Annotated in this window: 20 protein-coding genes; 12 read left to right on the top strand and 8 right to left on the bottom strand. The window is 63.3% G+C overall.

The genetic code is table 11. From position 1 onward, the window contains the following. Nucleotides 1-3: 3 nt before the first annotated feature. From AB4097_RS11155 to AB4097_RS11135, 5 genes are all read right to left on the bottom strand, one after another. Nucleotides 4-720 (bottom strand): ABC transporter ATP-binding protein, encoded by a 717-nt coding sequence (locus AB4097_RS11155; RefSeq protein ID WP_442039442.1) that lies wholly within the window; start codon nucleotides 718-720, stop codon nucleotides 4-6. Further along, nucleotides 701-1,465: an ABC transporter ATP-binding protein gene (locus tag AB4097_RS11150; RefSeq protein WP_442039440.1), complete on the bottom strand. Its 765-nt coding sequence runs from the start codon at nucleotides 1,463-1,465 to the stop codon at nucleotides 701-703. Before AB4097_RS11150 ends, AB4097_RS11155 begins: the two co-directional genes overlap by 20 nt. After that, nucleotides 1,462-2,466, bottom strand: a complete 1,005-nt coding sequence (locus AB4097_RS11145) for a branched-chain amino acid ABC transporter permease (RefSeq protein WP_442039540.1) — start codon at nucleotides 2,464-2,466, stop codon at nucleotides 1,462-1,464. The genes AB4097_RS11150 and AB4097_RS11145 overlap by 4 nt, the downstream gene beginning before the upstream one ends. A gap of 10 nt (nucleotides 2,467-2,476) precedes the next feature. After that, complete coding sequence (locus tag AB4097_RS11140) at nucleotides 2,477-3,340, bottom strand: branched-chain amino acid ABC transporter permease (RefSeq protein WP_442039438.1); 864 nt, start codon at nucleotides 3,338-3,340, stop codon at nucleotides 2,477-2,479. 86 nt (nucleotides 3,341-3,426) lie between these two features. Further along, nucleotides 3,427-4,608 carry an ABC transporter substrate-binding protein gene (locus tag AB4097_RS11135; protein ID WP_442039436.1) on the bottom strand — a complete coding sequence of 394 codons (1,182 nt, stop codon included), beginning with the start codon at nucleotides 4,606-4,608 and terminating at the stop codon, nucleotides 3,427-3,429. Nucleotides 4,609-4,785: 177 nt separating this feature from the next. On the opposite strand from AB4097_RS11135, the gene AB4097_RS11130 reads away from it, so the two are divergent. From AB4097_RS11130 to AB4097_RS11075, 12 genes are all read left to right on the top strand, one after another. Next, nucleotides 4,786-5,565: an IclR family transcriptional regulator gene (locus AB4097_RS11130; RefSeq protein ID WP_442039434.1), complete on the top strand. Its 780-nt coding sequence runs from the start codon at nucleotides 4,786-4,788 to the stop codon at nucleotides 5,563-5,565. Nucleotides 5,566-5,647: 82 nt separating this feature from the next. Then, nucleotides 5,648-6,997, top strand: a complete 1,350-nt coding sequence (hemN, locus tag AB4097_RS11125; RefSeq protein ID WP_442039432.1) for an oxygen-independent coproporphyrinogen III oxidase — start codon at nucleotides 5,648-5,650, stop codon at nucleotides 6,995-6,997. A 119-nt stretch (nucleotides 6,998-7,116) separates the two neighbouring features. Then, on the top strand, nucleotides 7,117-8,781 hold the full coding sequence (ccoN, locus tag AB4097_RS11120) for a cytochrome-c oxidase, cbb3-type subunit I (RefSeq protein WP_442039430.1): 1,665 nt from the start codon (nucleotides 7,117-7,119) through the stop codon (nucleotides 8,779-8,781). Nucleotides 8,782-8,792: 11 nt separating this feature from the next. Next, complete coding sequence (gene ccoO, locus AB4097_RS11115) at nucleotides 8,793-9,527, top strand: cytochrome-c oxidase, cbb3-type subunit II (RefSeq protein WP_442039428.1); 735 nt, start codon at nucleotides 8,793-8,795, stop codon at nucleotides 9,525-9,527. Between the two features lie 12 nt (nucleotides 9,528-9,539). After that, the gene (locus AB4097_RS11110; RefSeq protein WP_114947708.1) at nucleotides 9,540-9,695 is read left to right on the top strand and encodes a cbb3-type cytochrome c oxidase subunit 3; all 156 of its coding nucleotides are present in this window, start codon (nucleotides 9,540-9,542) and stop codon (nucleotides 9,693-9,695) included. A 4-nt stretch (nucleotides 9,696-9,699) separates the two neighbouring features. Continuing rightward, entirely contained in the window at nucleotides 9,700-10,584 is an 885-nt protein-coding gene (ccoP, locus tag AB4097_RS11105) for a cytochrome-c oxidase, cbb3-type subunit III (RefSeq protein ID WP_442039425.1), read from the top strand. Between the two features lie 130 nt (nucleotides 10,585-10,714). Next, nucleotides 10,715-12,184: a cytochrome c oxidase accessory protein CcoG gene (ccoG, locus tag AB4097_RS11100; protein WP_442039423.1), complete on the top strand. Its 1,470-nt coding sequence runs from the start codon at nucleotides 10,715-10,717 to the stop codon at nucleotides 12,182-12,184. A 10-nt stretch (nucleotides 12,185-12,194) separates the two neighbouring features. Further along, nucleotides 12,195-12,692, top strand: a complete 498-nt coding sequence (locus AB4097_RS11095) for a FixH family protein (RefSeq protein WP_442039421.1) — start codon at nucleotides 12,195-12,197, stop codon at nucleotides 12,690-12,692. 13 nt (nucleotides 12,693-12,705) lie between these two features. Beyond that, nucleotides 12,706-14,943 (top strand): heavy metal translocating P-type ATPase, encoded by a 2,238-nt coding sequence (locus tag AB4097_RS11090; RefSeq protein ID WP_442039419.1) that lies wholly within the window; start codon nucleotides 12,706-12,708, stop codon nucleotides 14,941-14,943. Nucleotides 14,944-14,946: 3 nt separating this feature from the next. Then, on the top strand, nucleotides 14,947-15,096 hold the full coding sequence (ccoS, locus tag AB4097_RS11085; protein WP_442039417.1) for a cbb3-type cytochrome oxidase assembly protein CcoS: 150 nt from the start codon (nucleotides 14,947-14,949) through the stop codon (nucleotides 15,094-15,096). After that, complete coding sequence (locus AB4097_RS11080) at nucleotides 15,093-16,208, top strand: hypothetical protein (RefSeq protein ID WP_442039415.1); 1,116 nt, start codon at nucleotides 15,093-15,095, stop codon at nucleotides 16,206-16,208. Before ccoS ends, AB4097_RS11080 begins: the two co-directional genes overlap by 4 nt. Nucleotides 16,209-16,350: 142 nt before the next feature. Further along, nucleotides 16,351-17,037, top strand: coding sequence for a helix-turn-helix domain-containing protein (locus tag AB4097_RS11075; RefSeq protein WP_442039413.1), 687 nt, complete (start codon nucleotides 16,351-16,353; stop codon nucleotides 17,035-17,037). Nucleotides 17,038-17,130: 93 nt separating this feature from the next. On the opposite strand, the gene AB4097_RS11070 is transcribed toward AB4097_RS11075, so the two are convergent. The 3 genes from AB4097_RS11070 to AB4097_RS11060 all read right to left on the bottom strand — a co-directional run bounded on the left by AB4097_RS11070 (nucleotide 17,131) and on the right by AB4097_RS11060 (nucleotide 19,747). Beyond that, a complete protein-coding gene (locus tag AB4097_RS11070; protein WP_442039411.1) occupies nucleotides 17,131-17,487 on the bottom strand; it encodes a response regulator transcription factor in 357 nt (118 codons plus the stop codon). A gap of 123 nt (nucleotides 17,488-17,610) precedes the next feature. Further along, a complete protein-coding gene (fixJ, locus tag AB4097_RS11065) occupies nucleotides 17,611-18,222 on the bottom strand; it encodes a response regulator FixJ (RefSeq protein WP_442039409.1) in 612 nt (203 codons plus the stop codon). Continuing rightward, nucleotides 18,212-19,747, bottom strand: coding sequence for a PAS domain-containing sensor histidine kinase (locus AB4097_RS11060; protein WP_442039407.1), 1,536 nt, complete (start codon nucleotides 19,745-19,747; stop codon nucleotides 18,212-18,214). The genes fixJ and AB4097_RS11060 overlap by 11 nt, the downstream gene beginning before the upstream one ends. Nucleotides 19,748-20,120: the final 373 nt, after the last annotated feature.

Raw genomic sequence — 20,120 nt, 5'->3', positions numbered from 1 at the left:
GCCTCAATGCAGCGAGCCGACGCCGATGTAGTGCTCGACCAGTCCCTGGTCTTCGCGCAGAGCCTCGCTCGTTCCCTGCCAGGCGATCCGTCCGCGCTCCAGGATCAGGACGGTCTCCGCGAAATCGAGCGCGCTTTCGAGGCGCTGTTCGACGAGAAGGATCGTCATCTCGCCGCTGGCGGCGAGCCGCGTGAAGGCTGCCATGAGTTCCTCGCAGATCACGGGCGCCAATCCTTCGAGCGGCTCGTCGAGGAGCAGCACGGAGGGACGGCCGAGGATAGTTCGCGCGGTCGAGAGCATCTGCTGCTCGCCGCCGGACAATTGCCAGCCGAGATTGTTGCGCCGCTCATGGAGACGGGGGAACATTTCATAGGCCTCCTGGATGACGTTGCGCGGACGATCCTTGACGCCGACGATCAGGTTCTCCTCGACAGTCAGCGAGCGGAAGATGTCGCGCGTCTGCGGAACGAGCCCCATGCCCCTGCGTGCCCGCTCGGAGCTCTTGAGGGAGGTGATGTCGGTGCCGCCGATCAGGATCTCGCCCCCATAGCGCCGGTTCAGGCCCATCAGGGTGGACAACAGCGTCGTCTTGCCCATCCCGTTCCGGCCGAGAATGGATAGGCGCGCTCCGGACGGTACGGAGAAGGACACGTCCTCCAGGACGATCGTCGGACCGTAGCCCGCGCTCAATCCCTGAACCTCAAGCGACGCTGCGGGCATGAGCATAGTTCCCCAGATAGGCTTCACGAACCTTTTCGTTGGCAGCGACTTCCGAGGGCAGTCCCTCGAAGATGATCTCGCCCGCCGCGAGCACGACGACCCGCTTGGCGAAGCGGAAGACGAGATCCATGTCGTGTTCGATCATCAGCACGGCGAGGCTCGGCGGCAGGCGCTCCAGCGCCTGTTCGATCCTCGGCGTATCGCTGGACGGCACGCCGGCGGCCGGCTCGTCGAGAAGCAGGACCTTCGGCCGAAGCGCCAAGGCGATGCCGATTTCCAACAGGCGCTGCTGGCCATAGGCGATCTCGCCGACTCTCCGCCTCGCCACATCCAGCAATCCCAGGATCGAGAGGATGCTCTCCACCTCTCCTGCCACCTCCGAGTTTCCAGTGAAGCGGCCGAGAATCCGTGCGGCCTTTCCCTCGCGCTGCAGCACGGTCAGCGTCACATGTTCCTCCGGAGTCATCTGCGAGAACAATCGCGTGACCTGGAAGGTACGGACCAGCCCTCTGCGAACCCGCTGCACGGCATCGCGACCGGTGACGTCCTCGCCGTTGAGGACGACCCGCCCGGCACTCGGGCGAAGCTGCCCAGTCACCAGATTGACCAGGGTGGTCTTTCCGGCACCATTCGGCCCGATGAGCGCCAGCCGCTCGCCCGCCGTCATCGACAGCGAGATGTTCCGGCTGACGGCGAGGCCGCCGAAATTTTTGGTCAATCCTTCGACGTGGAAGAGGTCGCTCATGCCCGGCCTCCCTTGGCGCGCTTTCCGGCTCCGAGGAACCTTTCGGAAAGGCCGCTCAGACCACCGGGTGCCACGAGCACGACGGCGACCAGCAAGGCCCCGACCATCGTCATCCAGTGGAACGGGTTGATGGCCGAGACGACGTGCTCGAATCCCATGAAGATGACCGTTCCGACGAGCGCCCCGTAGAGCGTGCCGAGACCGCCGAGCACCAGCATGACCAGGGCGTTGGCGGACAGCTCGAAGCTGACGCTGTCGAGGCCGACCACCTGGGTGGAAATGGCAGCCAGGGCCCCGCCCGTCCCGGCCACTGCCCCCGAGATCACGAACATCTTCAACAGCACCGGAAACACGTAGGATCCCATGGCGCGGATGCGGACCGGATCCTGCTCGATGCCCCGGCACAGCATGCCGAACGGCGACGAGACGATAAATTTCAGGGCGATGAACACGACGACCAGCAAGGCAAGCCCGAAGAGATAGGCGGTCTGCCCCCACAGATCGAACTCAAACATTCCGAAGAGCGGGCTCACCATCAGGCCAGCGAGTCCGTCGCTGCCGCCCGTATAGGCGGACGCCTTGTTGGCAGCCTCATGGAAGAGCTGGACGATGGCGATGGACAGGACAAGCTGGGCGAGCCCGTGGGCGCGGAGCATGATCGTGCCCATGAGAAGCCCCGCCATCGCCCCGGCGACTGCCCCGATAGCGATGAGCGTCAGAGGTTCGGTGACACCATTCACGCAGGCGATTCCGGCCGCATAGGCGCCGGCTCCAAAGAGAGAAGCCTGCCCGAGGGACGCCACGCCGCAATAGCCGGTGATGAGATCAAGCGAAAGGACAAGGAGCGCCACCGCAATGATACGGGTCAGAAGCGCCAGGTTGTCCGGGAACAGCCAGTACCCCGCAAGACCGGCGACAATGATGAGGAGCACGCCGGCCACATCCCGCAGCCATCGGCCTCCCACCGAAGGGGCCGCTGCAGTTCTCTCGCCTTGAGCAATGACCTGCACGTTACTGAGCCCTTCCGAAGAAGCCGCGCGGGAACACGCAGACGATGGCGATGACTGCGGCATAGAAGAAGAAGTTGCCGAATTCAGGCATCAGGTAGCGGCCCGTTGTATCGACGGCACCGAGCAGGAGGCAGGCCACCACGGCACCGGGGATCGATCCCGCGCCTCCGACAGACACGACGACGAGGAAGGTCACCATGTAGCGTAGCGCGTAATAGGGCTCGATGGGCAGGAATTCGGCGCCCACCACACCGCCCAGGGCAGCAAGCCCGATGGCGATGGCGAAGCTGATGGCATAGATCGCCTGGGTTCGCACGCCGAGCGCATCGGCCATGGCAGCATTGTCGACGGTCGCCCGCAGCTTGATGCCGAAATCGGTTTTTTCGATCAGGTACCAGAGACCGCCGGCCACGATGATGCCGCAGGCCATGACGAAGAGCCGATGCCCGGCGATGGTCCGGATCCCCATATCCACGGGCTGGCTCAGGCTCCCGGGAAGCGGAATGGTCTTGAGAGTGGGCCCGAAGAAGTAGTTGGTGATGCCGATGATGCAGAAAGTGATGCCGATGGTCATCAGCACCTGGGTGAGTTCGGGGCTGCCGTAGATCCGGCGGTAGAGAAGGCGCTCCAGCGGAATGGAGATGATGACCGTGCCGATGATCGCCAGGAAGATGGCGACCGCGTATCCCAACCCAAGATCGCGTGCCGCGTACGACGCGATATATCCCGCGATCATCGCGAAGGCCCCATGCGCCAGGTTCACCACCCGCATCAAGCCCATCGTGAGCGACAGGCCGATGCAGATGATGAAGAGAGCCATGCCGTAAGCAAAGGCGTCGATCGCAATGCTGAGGATGGTCTGCATGAAGGATCCCGGACGCTTGTCTGGCCTGCCGATGAGAAGACGCGGCGTTGGATGGCCGCGTCCTCAGGATTGTTGATACCTTACACTTACTGGGTCGCGAGGCCCGGATCCTTCTGGTTCTGGAAGGTCTGGATTTCCTTGTTGTAGGTCTTGCCGTCTGCGCCCTTTGCAACCTCGCGCAGATAGATGTTTTCCGTGATGTGGCGGGTTTCGGCATCGATGCTGACAGGGCCACGTGGGCTCGTCCAGGACAGGCCTTTCACGGCATCCACGGCCTTCTGCGCATCCTGCTTGCCGTCCGTCGCCTCGATCATCTTGTAGATCACGTGCATGCCGTCATAGGCGCCGACCGATGGGAACGAGAGCTGTTCGGCGCTGCCGATGGCCTTGCTCGCCGCTTCCACGAATTTCTTGTTCTCCGGCGAGTCGTGCGACACGGCATAATGGAAGGTGGTCAGGAGACCGAGGGCGCCGTCGCCGAGCGCCGGCAGATCGGATTCCTGCGTCAGATCGCCGGGCGCAAAGAACTTGATCCCCGCCTGCTTCAAGCCGGTCTCATTGTAGGCCTTCACGAAGCCGAGGGTCGTCGGACCCGATGGGAGAAAGGCGAAGACCGCCTCGGCGCCGGAATCCCGGATGCGCTGCATGATCGGGCTGAAATCGTTTGTGTTCAGCGGCATGCGAATGGCCTCGACCACTTGGCCGCCGGCCCCCTCGAAAGCTTTCTTGAAAGCCCCTTCCGCATCGACGCCCGGCCCATAGTCGCTAACGGCGGAGATGACCTTCTTCACGCCGCGATCCACGGCGATCTTGCCGAGAGGCGTCGTCGTTTGCGCCGTGGTGAAGGACGTGCGCACCACGAGCGGCGACTGCGTCATGATGGCGGAAGTCGCGGCATTGAAGATCACGAGCGGAACGTTCGCCTGCTTGAGCAGAGGCGTGATGGCCATGGCGTCCGGCGTGAAATAGACGCCGCCGAGATACTGCACCTTGTCCTTCACCACCAGTTCCTGCCCCAAGGCGCGCGACTGCGCGGGATTGGCGGCCGGAAGGTCGCGGTAGATCACCTCGATGTCATGCCCCTTCACCGACTTGCCGTTCAGGGCCATGTAGGCCTCGACGCCGGCCTGGAAATTCTTGCCCTGCAGCGCGAAGGGGCCCGAAAACGGGCCGATGATCCCCACTTTGATCGTGTCGGCATAGGCCGAGATCGTACCGGCCAGCAGAGCGCCGACGGCAGCCCCGAGAACCTTCTTTGAAATTTTCATTCCCTTCCTCCCTCTGAGCTGCCTCGATCTCATTGCGCTGGATCGCGGTTTTTCTCATCCTATCGTCTAGCTGTTTGTGCGCACTGCGTACATTGAAAGCTATATCGCACATGTAGTACGATTTACCGAGGTAGTGTCAAGGCTACCAAAGTTCACCATACTCCTTCGGAGGCCGTAATGCAGAGTGACGACGTCGAGGATCAGGGCAGTGATCGGGACTTCGTGGCAAGTCTCGAAAAGGGCCTCCTCGTCATCGAGGCCTTCGACGCCAGCAGGCCCCGCCTGATCCTCTCCGATGTGGCGAAGCTGACCGGCATCACCCGCGCGGCCGCGCGCCGCTATCTCCTGACGCTCACCAAGCTGGGCTATGCGGATTTCGACGGGCGCTACTTCTCCTTGAGCCCCCGCATCCTCAGGCTCGGCTATGCCTATCTCTCGTCCGCCTCGCTCTCGACCCGGGTTCAGCCCTTTCTCGAACAGATCTCGGAAGCGACGGGGGAATCGAGTTCGGCGGCGATCCTGGACGGTGACGACATCGTCTACGTTGCCCGCTCCGCCACCCGCCGGATCATGTCCATCGGCCTCGGTGTCGGAAGCCGACTCCCGGTCTATTGCACATCCCTGGGACGGGCCATCCTGGCCTATCAGTCCGAGGACACCATCGACGCCTATCTCCGACGCGTGCGCCTTGAGGCGAGGACGCCGAAGACCATCACCGACAAGACGGAGCTCCGCAACATCCTGAAAGCGACGCACGACCAAGGCTTTGCCATCGTCAACGAGGAGCTGGAATTCGGTCTGCGCTCCATCGCCGTGCCGGTGATCCAGAAGAACGGTCAGGTGACGATCGCCCTCAATCTCAGTGCCCAGGCCGGGCGCGTCTCGGCGGATGAAATGCGGGAACGCTTCCTGCCGTCCTTGATGGCGGCGAGCGAGTCGCTGCGGTACTTGCTCTAGGGATGAGGGTGCTGCCTGCGTCCCGGCAGAGCCTTTGATTCAGATCAAGGCTCCTGAATGAGCCGTCATGCAAGGTCCGAGCATGACACCAGAACTCATTGCCCGCTACGACCAGCGTGTCCCGCGCTACACGAGCTATCCGACGGCGCCTTATTTCAAACCGGACGTCTCGGCCGAAACCTATGCGTCCTGGCTTAGCGAACTGGCGCCGGACCGACCCGTGTCGCTCTATCTGCATGTGCCGTTCTGTGCGGAACTCTGCCTCTATTGCGGTTGCAACACCGCCGTGACCCGGAGCTACAAGGCCGTCGCCGCCTATGTCGATTGCCTGGAGCGGGAAATCGACCTCGTGGCGCGCCACCTGCCCGGCCGCATGGCCGTCGCCCATGTCCATTGGGGCGGCGGCACGCCGACCATTCTGTCTCCGGACGACCTCCGGCGCATCTCGCGCCATCTCGACGAAGCCTTCGAGATTCGACAGGATGCCGAGATTGCGGTCGAGATCGACCCGAGGACCATCACGCCGGAGCATGTGAAGGCCCTTGCCGCATCCGGCCTCAACCGGGCTAGCCTGGGCGTCCAGGATTTCGACCCCAGGGTCCAAGAGACCATCAGGCGGGTGCAGTCGTTCGAACAGACGGCACGGGTCGCTTCCTGGCTCAGGGAGGCGGGCGTGAGCGGCCTGAACCTCGACCTGATGTATGGCCTGCCGTACCAGAGCGTCGAGAGCGTGAAGCGCTCCGTCGACCTCGCCCTCAAGCTCGATCCGGACCGGATCGCGCTTTTCGGCTATGCCCATGTTCCATGGATGAAGCGCCATCAGGCGCTCCTGCCTGAGGCATCCCTCCCCGATTCCGTCGCGCGTGTGGAGCAACGCGAGGCTGCGGCCGAGGCCTTCATCCGCGCAGGCTACGTCCAGATCGGCCTCGACCATTTCGCCAAGCCCGGCGATCCCATGGCCGTTCGCCAAAGGGACGGACGGCTTCATCGCAACTTCCAGGGCTACACGACGGACGAGGCGACAGCGCTGATCGGGTTCGGCACCTCGTCCATCGGCTCCCTGCCTCAGGGCTACATCCAGAACGCCCCGACGACGGTCGCGTATCGCGAAGCCGTTCTGAAGGGCCAACTCCCCATCGTGCGCGGCGTCGCCCTCTCGGATGACGATCGCCTCCGCCGCGCGATCATCGAGCGCCTGATGTGCGACTTCTCGGTCGACCTTGATGAGGTGGCTTCGGAATTTCGCTCCGGCACCGATGGTTTCGCGCCTGAAATCGACGCGATCGACGATCTGGCGCGGGACGGGCTCGTCATCCGCGACGGACTGACCTTGTCGATCCCTGATGAGGGCCGCGCCCTGGTCCGAAACGTCTGCGCCGTCTTCGACCGCTATCTCGAAAGCGGTGCCCAGAGGCACTCCCGCGCTCTCTAGGGCGCCGCGCCACCGGGGCGTTTGATCTGGGTCAATGCCCCTTCGCATCCCGAAACGTAAACGAATCTGCTGACGGCGAAGCTCACCGCATCGCCGAATTTCTCAAAAGGTCGAAGCCTATGGCTCAAGCGGCAGCACCCTCAAAGGGCATGACATTCGGCGAGATGGGCTCGGCCCTTGCCCTCGCCGGACTGGCATTCCTCAGCGTCATCATCGCGGCGAAGGCCTATACGCCCGAATACGCCTTCCATGCCTATCTCTTCGCAGCCGCCAGCGTGGCTGGCGTGTTCGCCATCGTGAACCGGTACTACGAGCGCCCCGCGCAACTGCCCCCGCTGACCATCGGCGGCAAGCCGAACTACAACATGGATCCGGTGAAGTTCGGAACCATCGCCTCCATCGTCTGGGGCATCGCCGGCTTCACCATCGGGTTGCTGATCGCCCTCCAGCTCGCCTTTCCCGCGCTCAACTTCGACACCGCATGGCTGTCCTTCGGCCGGATGCGCCCGCTGCACACGTCGGCGGTGATCTTCGCCTTCGGCGGCAACGTGCTCATCGCCAGCTCGTTCTACGTGGTGCAGCGCACCTGCCGCGCGCGGCTGGCCGGTGACATCGCCCCGTGGTTCGTGGTGCTGGGCTACAACTTCTTCATCGTCATCGCCGGCACGGGCTACCTGCTCGGCATTACCCAGGGCAAGGAATATGCCGAGCCCGAATGGTATGCGGATCTCTTCCTGACCATCGTATGGGTGACCTACTTCCTGGTGTTCCTCGGCACGGTCATGCGTCGCAAGGAGCCACATATTTATGTGGCGAACTGGTTCTACCTCGCCTTCATCCTGACCATCGCGGTCCTGCATCTCGGCAACAACGCATCGATCCCCGTCTCGATATTCTCGCCCAAGAGCTACATCGTGTGGTCGGGCGTGCAGGATGCCCTCGTGCAGTGGTGGTACGGCCATAACGCGGTCGGCTTCTTCCTCACCGCCGGCTTCCTCGCCATCATGTACTACTTCATCCCGAAGCGGGCCGAGCGTCCGGTCTATTCCTACCGCCTCTCCATCATCCACTTCTGGTCGCTGATCTTCATGTATATCTGGGCAGGTCCCCATCACCTGCACTACACCGCCCTGCCCGACTGGGCGCAGACGCTGGGCATGGTGTTCTCGGTCATGCTGTGGATGCCCTCCTGGGGCGGCATGATCAACGGCCTCATGACCCTCTCGGGTGCCTGGGACAAGCTCCGCACCGATCCGGTCCTGCGCCTCATGGTCGTGTCGGTCGCATTCTACGGCATGGCGACCTTCGAAGGCCCGCTCATGTCCGTGAAGGCCGTGAACTCCCTGTCGCACTACACCGACTGGACCATCGGCCATGTCCATGCCGGAGCCCTCGGCTGGGTCGCCTATATCTCCTTCGGGGCCATCTATTGCCTCGTGCCGTGGCTCTGGAACAAGAGATCGCTCTATTCCATGAAGGCCGTATCCTGGCACTTCTGGATCTCGACTCTCGGCATCGTCCTCTACATCTCGTCGATGTGGGTCGCGGGCATCCTCCAGGGCCTCATGTGGCGGGCCTATACCAGCCTCGGCTTCCTCGAATACTCCTTCATCGAGACCGTCGAGGCGATGAATCCCTTCTATGTCATCCGTGCGCTCGGCGGCGCGTTCTTCGTGGCCGGCAGCCTGATCATGGCCTGGAACGTCTGGAAGACGATCACGGTCGGAGAGGCGGCCGAGGAAGCCACTCCGGCCATGCAGCCCGCGCTCGTCGCCGCGGAATAAAGGAAACGATCATGTCATTCTGGTCCCGTCACAAGATCTTCGAGACCAACTCGATCATCCTCATCATCGGCGTGCTGATCGTCATATCCATCGGCGGCCTGGTGGAGATCGTGCCGCTCTTCTACCTGAAGAGCACCATCGAGAAGGTGGAAGGCGTCAGGCCCTACACCCCGCTCGAACTCGCCGGCCGCAACATCTACGTGCGCGAGGGCTGCTACAACTGCCATAGCCAGATGATCCGTCCCCTGCGGGACGAGGTCGAGCGCTACGGCCATTACTCCCTGGCCGCCGAGAGCATGTACGACCGGCCGTTCCAATGGGGCTCGAAGCGCACGGGGCCGGATCTCGCCCGGGTCGGCAACAAGTATTCCGACGACTGGCACCGGGATCACCTGAAGGACCCCCGCGCCGTCGTGCCCGGGTCGATCATGCCGGGCTATTCCTGGCTGGAGAAGACCGAGCTCGACACGTCGACCATCGCGCAGGATCTGCAAGTGCAGGCGACCCTCGGCGTTCCTTATACCGAGGAGATGGTCAAGCATGCGGAGAGCGACATCCGCATCCAGGCCGCGACCGACGATCCGAATGCGCTCGACCTCGCCAAACGCTATCCGAACGCCCAGTCGCGTTCCTTCGACGGCAACCCGCAGAAGGTCACGGAAGCCGATGCCCTGATCGCTTATCTGCAGCTGCTGGGCACGCAGGTCGACTTCAAGCTCTACGACAACAAGGCCAACGTGCGCTGAGGACCGTAAACCATGCCAGCCGCATACAAATTCTTCGCCGAGTTCGCCCAGACCTGGGGGCTTCTCTACTTCGTCGTCGTCTTCCTGGCGATGCTGATCTATGCCCTCGCCCCCTCGCGGAAGGACCGCTTCGACGCGGCCGCCCGCATGCCTCTCCAGGAGGATTGATCCCATGGCCCATGACAAGCACGAACAGGTCGACGCCATCAGCGGCGTCACCACCACCGGGCATAGCTGGGACGACATTCAGGAACTCAACAACCCGCTCCCGCGCTGGTGGCTGTGGACGTTCTATGCCTGCATCGCCTGGGCCATCGCCTACTGCATCGCCTATCCGGCTTGGCCGATGGTCTCATCCTATACCAAGGGTGTCCTCGGCTGGCAGTCTCGGGACGCGGTGGTGGCCGATCTCGACGCTCTCAAGCAGCAGCGCTCCGGCATGACGGCGAAACTGGCCGAGAGTTCGCTGGAAGAGATCAGGCAGAACCCTGAAATGTTCGCCTTCGCGCGGGCGCAGGGCAAGGCCGCCTTCGGCGACAACTGCGCCCCATGCCATGGAGCCGGCGGCGCGGGTGCCAAGGGATATCCGAACCTGAACGACGACGATTGGCTCTGGGGCGGCTCGCTCGCCCGGATCGAGCAGACCGTCCGCCATGGCGCCCGTTCCACCAGCGACCAGGGCCATTCAGGCTCCATGCCGGCTTTCGGCCGCGACGGGATGCTCAAGCGGGAGGAGATCCTGCAGGCGGCGGATTACGTCCGTTCGCTCTCGGGCCTTCCCACGGACAAAGGAGCCGATCTCGCCGCCGGCGCCAAGATCTTCGCCGATAATTGTGCCGCCTGTCATGGAGAGAAGGGCTTGGGTAATCAGGAACTCGGCGCTCCCAACCTGACGGACAAGATCTGGCTCTTCGGTTCGGACAAGGCGACCATCGTGGAGGGCCTGATGAACGGGCGCGGCGGCGTCATGCCGACATGGCATGGACGCCTGGATGACACGACCATCAAGTCGCTCACTCTCTACGTTCACTCCCTGGGTGGCGACCAGCGGCCTTGAGGTTTTCAAAAGTTCCGTAATGAAAGGCCGGGGGGAAACCTCCGGCCTTCGCTTGATATGGATCAAGGCGTGTTGGACGGCCCCATCATATCCCTTCGTCATACATGATTGAGACGAACCGACGGATTCGATGGCCGACGCCCCTCTCCCCCAATCTCTCAGCGCTTCTCCCTCGGCCGCAGCCGAGGAGGCGCCGCTCTATGCGCCCCGCAAGCAGATCTATCCGCAGGCGGTGAAGGGTCGCTATCGCACGATCAAGTGGGTCGTGCTCGCCGTCACGCTCGGCATCTACTACTTTTTGCCGTTCATCCGCTGGGATCGAGGCCCGAATGCGCCCGACCAGGCCATCCTGGTCGATCTCGCCAACAGCCGCTTCTATTTCTTCTTCATCGAAATCTGGCCGCAGGAGGTCTATTACATCACGGGCCTGCTCGTGCTGGCTGCCCTCGCGCTGTTCCTCATGAATGCGGTCGCGGGCCGGATCTGGTGCGGCTATCTCTGCCCTCAGACGGTCTGGACCGATCTCTTCTATGCGGTGGAGCGCTTCATCGAAGGCGACCGGCGCGAGCGGATGCGCCATGACAGGGAAAAGCTCACCTTCCAGGTTCTTGGCCGTAAGACCCTGAAGCATTTCGTCTGGCTCATGATCGCCTGGTGGACCGGCGGCGCCTGGGTACTCTATTTCGCCGACGCTCCGACGCTGGTCTACGAGCTGGCGACATTCCAGGCTCCGTTCGCGGCGTATCTCTGGATCGGCATTCTTACCTTCACGACCTACACCTTGGCCGGCTTCATGCGCGAGCAGGTCTGCACCTATATGTGCCCCTGGCCGCGAATTCAGGCCGCGCTGACGGACGAGTATGCGCTCAACGTCACCTACCGTTATGACCGGGGAGAACCGCGCGGTTCGATGAAGAAGAACGAGGCCTTGAAGCTTCAGGGACTACCTGCGGGAGACTGTGTCGATTGTGACCAATGCGTCGCCGTGTGCCCGACGGGCGTCGATATCCGTAAGGGTCTGCAGCTCGACTGCATTCAGTGCGGCCTGTGCATGGATGCCTGCGACACCGTCATGAGCAAGATCGGTCGTCCCCAGGGTCTGATCGCCTACGACACCGACATGAATGTCCAGGCCCGGATCGAGGGTCGGCCGGAGGTACGTCGCATCGTGCGGTCACGCACCCTCTTCTATGCCGGTATCATCGTTCTTGTCGGCTTCGTTATGATCGCCTCGCTGGCCATGCGCCAGAGCCTGTACCTGAGCGTCATGCATGACCGGAACCCGCTCTTCGTACGTCTCTCGGACGGCACGATCCGCAACGGTTTTACCATCCGTGTCGCCAACAAGAACCTGGACGAACGCCGTTACGCGCTCTCGGTGGAAGGCCTGCGCCGGGCCAGGATCGACGTGGTCGGTGGCGAAGTCGACCAGCAAGGCCGCTCCATCGTGACCGTGGGGCCGGATCAGACCCTGGAAGCGCGCGTACTGGTGACCGACACCACCTCCCCAACCGAGGATTCGACCGCACTTCGGTTCATTCTGACCGATCCCGCCACTGGCAACACCGTCAGCACCAGCGATCATTTCAGAGCTCCTTGAGGATCGACCCATGTCCACGAAAGCAAACGCGGGACGCTCGCCCCGCCCCATCACAGGTCGCACGGTTCTCCTCTATTTCGTGTCGTTCTTCGGCGTCATCTTCGCCGTGAATTTCTACATGGTGCGCGTTGCCGTCTCGAGCTTCAGCGGTGTCGAGACGGAGAGCGCCTACAAGGCGGGGCTTTCGTTCAAGAACGATGTCGCGGCCGCCCATGCGCAGGATGCGCTCCATTGGACGGTCGAAGCGGCCCTGCAGCACGGCGACGCTCCAGGGATCGTCATCACGGCGCGCGACGCCGAGGGGCAGGCTCTTATGGGCCTCTTGCCGGAGATCCGTCTCGCCCATCCAACCGATAAGCGGCGCGACGTGCCCTTGGAAGTAGTCGAGCTGTCGCCGGGCCGTTTCAGGAGCGTCACACCCATGCCGGAAGGCCAATGGGACCTCGTCATCGGTCTGAATCGCGATGAGGAAACCGTCTTCCGCTCCAAGAGCCGCATCGTGCTCTGAGGATTTCTTCGTCATGGCCGAAACCCTTGATCTCTCCATCTATGTCACGCGCCAGGGTGACGGAACGGCTCATCTCGACCTTGCCGTCGAGGGCATCGACTGTGCCGCCTGCATCGACGAGATCGAAGGCGGCTTGTGCCGCTTGCCCGGTGTCGTCGACGCCAGGCTCAACTACACGAACCATCGTCTCGCCGTCGAGTGGCGGGACGGGGCGCTGTCCCCATCGCATGTCGTCGAGGAGCTTCAGCGGCTCGGATACTGGGCTCACCCCTTTCGCGCGATGCTGGTGGAGGAGGAGGAAGCACGCCGCGCCCAGTGGCTTCTGAAATGCCTCGCGGTCGCGGGCTTCGCGTCCATGAACATCATGCTGCTGGCGGTCTCGGTCTGGTCGGGAAACGTCACGGACATTACGCCCGAGACCAGGGACTTCTTCCATTGGCTCGCCGCCCTCATCGCCCTCCCGGCAGTCGCCTATGCGGGCCAGCCCTTCTTTCAGAGCGCCATGACCGCGCTCCGCAACCGTCGCACCAACATGGACGTGCCGATCGTCATCGGCATCCTGCTGGCCTTGAGCGTGTCGGTGTTCGAGACGGTCAATTCCGCCGAGCATACCTATTTCGACTCTGTGGTCATGCTGCTGTTCTTCCTGCTCTGTGGCCGCTACCTCGATCAGGCCATGCGCCGGAAGACACGGGCCGTCGCAGGCAACCTGGCCTCGTTCAGGGCCGAGGTCGCACACAGGATCGACGACAAGGGCGAGGTCGTCCTGGTGCCGACCGCCGCCGTGAAGCCCGGCGACCGGGTTCTCGTGCGCCCGGGCGAGCGCATCGCCGTCGACGGTATCGTTCTCTCGGGAGCCTCGGATGTCGACGAGAGCCTCGTCACCGGCGAGACCGCCCATCGCTCCGTCAGGGCCGCCTCTCAGGTTTATGCGGGGAGCATGAACGACAACGGCACCCTCACCCTGCGGGTCACCGCAGCGGGCAAGGGGGCTCTGCTCGACGAGGTCGAGCGCCTCCTGGAGAATGCAGCCGCGGCGAAATCCCGCTATGTGCAGCTGGCCGATCGGGTGGCGAAAATCTACGCGCCGGTCGTGCACACGGCCGCTGCCGTCACGGCGCTGACCTGGATCGCAACCGGCGCTTCCGTTCACGATGCGCTTCTGACCGCCATTGCGGTGCTCATCATCACCTGCCCCTGCGCCCTCGCCCTCGCGGTGCCGGTGGTGCAGGTGGTCGCGTCAGGAGCCCTGTTCCGTGCGGGCGTGTTCCTCAATACGGGCGATGCCTTCGAGCGGCTGGCCAAGGTGGACACCATCGTGTTCGACAAGACCGGGACCCTGACCCTGCCCACCATGAGCGTCACCAATGGGGGCGACATGGAGCCCGACCTGCTGGAGGCGGCAAGCCGCCTCGCGTTGTCGAGCCATCATCCGCTGGCCGCCGCCGTAGCGCAGATGGCGCATGATCGCCGCCCCTACGAGGACGTGACCGAGGAGCCCGGCCAGGGTGTGCACGCCGTCGTGGACGGCATCGAGATGCGCCTCGGCAGTCCGGCCTTCTGCGGCGCCGAGGACATCGCCGACAAGGCGGCTGCGGCCGATCCGATGGCTTCCGTGATTACTTTCTCCTGGGGTGAAAAGCGGACCGTCCTTCTGGTGCGACAGGCCTTGCGTCCCGATGCCGTCGCCGTTGTACAGGGCCTCAAGGATCGAGGTTTCGATTGCCGGATCCTTTCGGGCGACCGGCCGGAAGCCGTGGCTCCCATCGCGGCCACGCTCGGCATCGATAGATGGCGCGGCGGCTGCAATCCGGCCGGCAAGATCGAAGCGCTCGATGCTCTCAAGGTTGAAGGCCGCAAGGTGCTGATGGTGGGCGACGGCCTGAACGACGCGCCTGCTCTGGCAGCCGCGCATGTGTCGCTGTCGCCCATCAGTGCGGCCGACCTCACCCAGGCCCATGCCGATGCCGTCTTCCTCGGCGACAGGTTGAGGCCTGTACAGGACACGATCGACATCGCGCGCCGGGCCCACCGCCTCATGCGGCAGAACCTGGGAATCGCCCTGGTCTACAACCTGATCGCGGTGCCCCTGGCGTTCCTCGGCTTCGTCACGCCTCTTGTCGCGGCGCTCGCCATGTCGGGCTCCTCGACCCTGGTGACGCTCAATGCCCTCCGGGCTCGCGGGCGCATATCCGTGCCTCGGTCCGAGGCGCCGCAATCCCACGTCGTTCCCGTCACGCAAGGAGCCTGACCGATGGAAGTGCTGATCTATCTCGTTCCCATGGCTCTCCTGCTCGGTCTGACCGGTCTTGGAGCCTTCATGTGGTCGTTGAAGAACGGCCAGTATGACGATGTTCAGGGCGCCGCCGTGCGCGTCCTGTCGGATGACGATGTTCGGAAATGACCTCCTCGACGGCGATACCGAGAGCCGGGCAGCTCGAATGCATCTGCGAGCCGGGTGCGCTCGACGACACCGCTGCGGATGATCGCGGGACGGTGCCGCTTGCGGCAGGCTTTGCCCTCTCGGTGCTTGCCCAGGTCCTGACTCTCAGCATTCTGCCCCTGGCCGGATCGGCGCTCGCTCCGAGCCGGGGCCTGACCACCCTTCCCTATACGGCCTTCTACATCGGGGCGGCCCTTGCGAGCCTCCCCGCGTCGCTCCTCCTCGACTCGTTCGGCCGCCGGGCGGCCTTCTCCCTGGGCGCCAGCCTCGGCGCCGCCGGTGGCCTCGTCCTCGTCTGGGCACTCGTGTCGATGCACTTCAACGCCCTTGTGCTCGGCGCATTCTGGCTCGGGATCGCAGGCGGCTTCAGCCTGTTCTACCGCCACGCTGCCGTGCCGGTCGGCGGCAAAGGAGCCGGTGCCGTTCTGATCGTTTTCGGAGCCGCCACCCTGGCGAGCCTGACCGCGCCGACGATCTCCAGCATGGCCGAGTCACTGGCCTCGCCATGGGCCTTCGCCGGCATGGCCGCCGCGGCCGCCCTCGCGCACGTGGCGTCGCTCTTTGCGACCGCATCCTTGCCCTACCGGCGGATCCGGGAACGGGTCACGGATGCAAAAGGCCTGCGGGGATGGCGCTCCATCCTCCTGCCGACGGCGCTCGGCGCCATGGGATGGCTCACCATGACGGCCCTGATGGGCGCAACCCCCATGGCGGTTATCGGCTGCGCGCCATCGGAAGCCGTCGTAGGTGCCGTCGCGTGGCATGTGATGGCCATGTATGCACCGTCGCTGCTCCTCGCGTTCTTCCCGCGCCTGGCCCTCCCTGCCCCGCTTTCCGCGTCAGGATGTCTCCTGCTGGCGGCAGGAGCAGCGGCCTTCAAGCTCTCCGGGAGCGTCGCCGGCTTCTCCGCGGCGGCAGCCCTGGTCGGCTCCGGATGGTCATTGACCATGCTCGGAACGACGCTCTGGACCCACCAAGGCAGCCCGGTTTCGCGATGGCTGCTCGGCCTCCATGACGCAGCCCTGCTGTCGGGGGCGATCCTGGGCACGCTCGCGGCCGGTCTTTTCGCCTAGATTTCGCTGCCTCGAGACGTCTCCAATCCCGATTGGGACGACCTAAGGAAAACCCCTTAGGTATCAGACCTGAATTTTAGCCCAGCCTCTGCAGCTGTACCCATGAACTGCAACGTCAATACCAAAGGTTCACGGGGGTCCGATGCACACTGCGCTCCTCACCCAAGCCGCTTCTTCGGCCCTGTTTCCGTTGGACCTGAATGTCCGTCTGCTCCCTAAGCTTGCCGATGCCGCGACCCCGACTGTCGGCTCCGTCCGGTCTTTCGCCAAGGATGAGGAGATCTTCGCCGAGGGCGATAGGGCTGCTTTCGTCTACAAGGTTCTCTCCGGCGTGGTGCGCACCTCCAAGCTCATGAGCGACGGGCGCCGCCAAATCGACGCCTTCCATCTGGCCGGCGACATCTTCGGCATTGAAGCCGGCGACGAGCATCGGTTCTGCGCCGAGTCCATCGGCGATTGCGTCGTGGTTGCCTATCGCCGCACCCATCTCGCCTCTCTGGCCGGTAATGACGCCCAACTCGCCCATGACATGACCATGGGCATGATGCGCTCTCTCGTTCGGGCCCAGAACCACATGCTTCTCCTGGGCCGCAAATCGGCCTTGGAGAAGATTGCAACTTTTCTGCTCGACATGGCCGGGCGAACCGCCGACGAAAGTGCCGTGGACCTTCCCATGTCGCGCACGGATATCGCCGACCATCTCGGACTGACGATCGAAACCGTCTCCCGCTCATTCACGCAGCTCGAGCGGCAGGGCATCATCGCGCTTCCTTCCGCCCGTCATGTCGTCTTGAGGAACCGGGCGGCTCTCGAGCGGCTGAACGCATAATAGAGGCCTATCCAGCTCCGGACGAGCATCAACAGCCCTGCCGTCACAGCGACAGCGGGGCTGAATGTGTTTCGAAGGAGGCCGCGAGGTCTTTCAGGCCAGAGCCGCATGAATGCTGTCGAGCAGCTCACTGTCGTGCAGGGGCTTCTCGAGAACGGTCCGGAAGCCCGATTGGGCGGCGCGATGATGGAGATCGTCGCTCAACCGGGACGCGATGAGGATCGCCCGGCAATCACTCCGCCGCTGCCGCAACCTGTCGACCAGTTCGATCCCGGTCATGCCCGGCATGTTGTAGTCGATCACGAAGCATCCGTTCTGCGGGAGATCATGCTCGGACAGAAGCTCGGGACCGTCCTTGAACAGGCGCACGGTCAGTCCCTCGAGCTCCAGGGCAAACTTCAACGAGTTCCTGACCGCTTCGTCATCGTCGACGATGATAACCGGCCCCATGGGCTGAGACATCCGAAAAGCCTGCATGATCCTTGAGCGCGGCCGGAGGTCAGTCTGCCGGCCAGTCTCGCGGATTATGCACGGACGCGGCTTCTTCCCTATTCAGGAATATTCCTTAAGGATCTACTTCGCCTCGATCAGGAGGGCCAGACGGACGAGTTCCGACAGGCTCTTCGCCTGCATCTTGGCCATGACGTTCGCGCGGTAGATTTCCACTGTCCTTGGGCTGATGCCGAGATCATAGGCGATCACCTTGTTGGCCTTGCCGGCCACGAGACCGTCGAGAACCTGCCTCTCCCGCTCCGACAGGACCTCGAACCGGCCTTGGATCTCCGCGACCTGCAATCCTTGATTGCTGTTCTTTTCCTGGCGGGCGAGAGCGGAGCGGACCGCAGCGAGAAACACCTCGTCCCCGAACGGCTTCTCCAGGAAATCGATCGCGCCCTCCTTCATGGCCTGGACGGCCATCGGGACATCCGCGTGTCCGGTCATGACGATGACCGGAAGCGTGATGCTGCGCGCCTTCAGACGACGGATCAGTTCGATGCCGTCGATGCCGGGCATGCGCACATCCGTCACGATGCAGCCCGCCTCCATGCCCGGCACGCCGTCGAGAAAGGCGGAGGCGGATTCGTGCAGGCGGACCGGCAGTCCTTCGGAGGCGAGCAGAAACGCCAGCGATTTGCGCACAGCCACGTCATCGTCAACCACATGCACGGCAACGTCACTCTGCATGGGCCATCTCCTCCCGTCCGATTGTCCTCAATGTGAAGCGAAATGTGGTTCCTTCACCCCGCTTCGAATCCGCCCAGATTTTCCCGCCATGGGCTTCAACGATCGTGCGGCAGATCGACAGGCCGACGCCCATTCCGTGCTTCTTGGTGGTCACGAAGGGCTGGAAGAGCTGGGCTGCCACCTCCGGGGCAAGGCCGGGCCCGGTATCTTCCACGCTCAATTCCACGTGGCCATCGTTCAGACAGCGGGTCGCGACCTTGAGCTCCCGACGCTCCGTCTCCTGCATGGCCTCAATGGCATTCCGGATCAGGTTCAGCAGGACCTGCTGGATCTGAATGCGGTCGGCAAGCACGAAGGGGGCGTTGGGATCGAAGTGGAAGACGACCCGGACTCCCTGCTCCTTCGCACCCACGAGGGAGAGCGCGCTCGCCTCCTCGATGAGTTTGGGCAGATTCTCGATATGGCGCTCGCTCTCGCCGCGGGCGACGAACTCGCGTAAGTGCCGGATCACCTGCCCTGCCCTCAGGGCCTGCTCGCCCGCCTCATTGACCGCGTCCCGCAGCATGGGGACCGTGTCGCCCTCCATGCGCTCCAGAATTCTCCGGCATCCTTTGAGATAATTGGTGATGGCCGTCAGCGGCTGGTTGATCTCATGCGCGAGAGTCGAGGCCATCTCTCCCAGGGCCGTGAAACGCGACATGTGAACGAGCTCCGATTGAAGCTCCTGCAGGCGGGTTTCCGTCCTTTGACGCTCGGTCAGATCACGAATGAATCCGGTGAAGTAGCGGATGCCGCCGGAATGCATCTCGCCCACGGCCAGCTCCATGGGAAAGGTCGAGCCATCCTTGCGCTGACCGACGACCACACGCCCGACGCCGATGATCCGCCTCTCCCCCGTCGTGCGGTAACGCAGCATGTAATTGTCATGCTGCTCGCGGTACGGTGCCGGCATGAGGATCTTGACGTTCTCGCCGATCACTTCGTCCGGCTGGTAGCCGAAGAGACGCACGGCTGTCGCGCTGAAGGACTGAATCCGCGCTTCCTCATTGATGACCACCATGGCATCCGGAACGGTCTCCAGGATCGAACGCAGGTGAGCCTCTCGCGTTCTCAGCGCCTCCTCGGCCATGATCCATTCGGTGATGTCCCGCGTGATCATGGCGACACCGGCAGGGCCGCCGTTCTGGCTGTCGATCAGAGTCATCGTGACCTGGGCCATGAATGTCGAGCCGGCCTTGCGTACACGAAGGTCCTGCGCTTGCAGGTGAGTCTTCTCACGGGTGGCTTGAAGATCATGACGAAGGGCGTCCGACCCATGTTCCGGCGGATAGAGAATGAAAGCGGAGCGACCGATCACCTCGTCGGCGCTCCAGCCATGAATAAGCTCCGCGCCGCGGCTCCAACTCCTTACATTCCCTTCCGCATCGAGCAGAATGAATGCGGTATCGGTAACAGTGTCGATGAGACGCTCGGCATAGCCATCATGAACGACGGTCTGACCATTTGGGGAACCTGACTGCGACACGAAGACCTCTCTGTGACGGGCAGAGCATAACCATCGTGAGCCCCGATCCACCAGTGACTAAACACCACAATATACCACGCCGGAAGAGTGGGTTGTTCTCACCGTGCCAGCTCGGCGTTGTCGCGCACTTGAAACAGCTGTGAATCGAACTATATCGCGTCATATCCTCAGAAATCTCGTCACACATACAAGGCCGCGTATTCCGCCGGCGCTCCCGTGACAATTCTCTTGCAAAGTGTGTTGGAGGGTTTATAGGAGCGCCTCCCCTGGGGGCGTGTTCGTGTGAGCGGGCCTGTTTGGGGGTTTTCTGCACCGTGGCGGTTGATCCGGGATCCGGGCCTTGTCAGGCTTTGGAGACGGGGTTGCTGTCGGT

Source organism: Microvirga sp. 2MCAF35 (genome assembly GCF_052115545.1).
Lineage (GTDB): Bacteria > Pseudomonadota > Alphaproteobacteria > Rhizobiales > Beijerinckiaceae > Microvirga.
Note: the sequence above shows the minus strand (reverse complement) of the source record. Positions and strands in the feature narration are given on the sequence as shown.